Raw genomic sequence first — 1316 nt, 5'->3', positions numbered from 1 at the left:
AAGCGCCCCGGATTTCCAGGAGGCTCCCTCGTTTGAGATGATGGAGCCAAGATGAGAAGTTCGAAGTATTCCCCCGAGGTCCGTGAACGCGCGGTGCGCATGGTGCTGGAGCATCGGGACGACCACCCGTCGCAGTGGGCGGCCATCGAGTCCATCGCTGGCAAGATCGGCTGCACGGCGCAGACGCTGGACAACTGGCTCAAGCAGCACGAGCGCGACCACGGCCTGCGCGATGGGCTGACGACGGCGGACGCACAGCGGATCAAGGACCTGGAGCGCGAGAACCGCGAGCTGCGCAAGGCCAACGAGATCCTGAAGCTGGCCAGCGCGTTTTTCGCCCAGGCGGAGCTCGACCGCCGCATCAAGTCCTGAAGGCGTTCGTCGACCGGCATCGCCAGGAGTTCGGGGTCGAGTCGATCTGCCGCGTGCTGCAGATCGCCCCGTCGGCGTACTGGCGCCACGCGGCGTGTCAGCGCAACCCGGCGCTGATGTGCCGACGCAGCCGGCGTGACGCCGAGCTGGCCCCGCAGATTCGTCGCGTCTGGCAGGCGAACTTCGGGGTCTACGGCGCCGACAAGGTCTGGCACCAACTGCGCCGAGAAGGCGTCGGCATCGCGCGCTGCACCGTGGAGCGTCTGATGCGCCAGCACGGCCTGCAAGGTGTTTGCCGAGGTAAGCGGCAGCGCACGACGGTGCCCGACCCGAAGGCGCCGTGTCCGCTGGACCGTGTGAATCGGCAGTTCAAGGCCGACCGGCCGAACCAGCTGTGGGTGACCGACTTCACCTACGTCTCGACGTGGCAGGGCTGGGTCTACGTGGCCTTCGTCATCGACGTGTTCAGCCGCAGGATCGTCGGCTGGCGCCAGAGCAGCTCGATGCACACGGAGTTCGTTCTCGACGCGCTGGAGCAGGCGTTGTATGCCCGGCGACCGACCGAGGAGGACGGACTCATCTGCCACTCCGACAGGGGGTCGCAATATCTGTCGATTCGCTACAGCGAGCGCTTGGCTGAGGCTGGGATCGAGCCGTCCGTGGGCAGCCGGGGCGACAGCTACGACAACGCGCTAGCCGAGACGATCAACGGGCTCTACAAGGCCGAGGTGATTCACCGGTGCGGTCCGTGGAAGACAAAGCAGGCGGTCGAGCTGAAGACGCTCGAATGGGTCGCCTGGTTCAACAACCATCGACTGATGGAGCCCCTGGGCTACAGGCCTCCGGCCGAGTTCGAGGACCGATACCATTCCAACCGCGCTGGTCAGGCCGCGATCAACGTCTGACTCAAAGCAACTGGCCTCCGCGAACTCCGGGGCGCTTCA

Annotated in this window: 1 protein-coding gene and 1 other annotated feature; the gene reads left to right on the top strand. The window is 65.9% G+C overall.

Annotated features, from left to right (window positions below; all coding sequences use genetic code 11):
* Positions 1-51: 51 nt before the first annotated feature.
* Positions 52-1277 (top strand): IS3 family transposase gene (locus V4F39_RS15630; protein WP_332290597.1). Its coding sequence is split into 2 segments (ribosomal slippage): positions 52-337 and positions 337-1277, totalling 1227 coding nucleotides; the frame shifts between segments, so codons are not numbered across the junction.
* Positions 327-443, top strand: a sequence feature (AL1L pseudoknot). (Overlaps the previous gene by 117 nt.)
* Positions 1278-1316: the final 39 nt, after the last annotated feature.

Origin of the sequence: Aquincola agrisoli, from assembly GCF_036621135.1 — a bacterium.
In the GTDB taxonomy this organism is placed as follows: Bacteria; Pseudomonadota; Gammaproteobacteria; order Burkholderiales; family Burkholderiaceae_C; genus Aquincola; species Aquincola agrisoli.
Note: the sequence above shows the minus strand (reverse complement) of the source record. Positions and strands in the feature narration are given on the sequence as shown.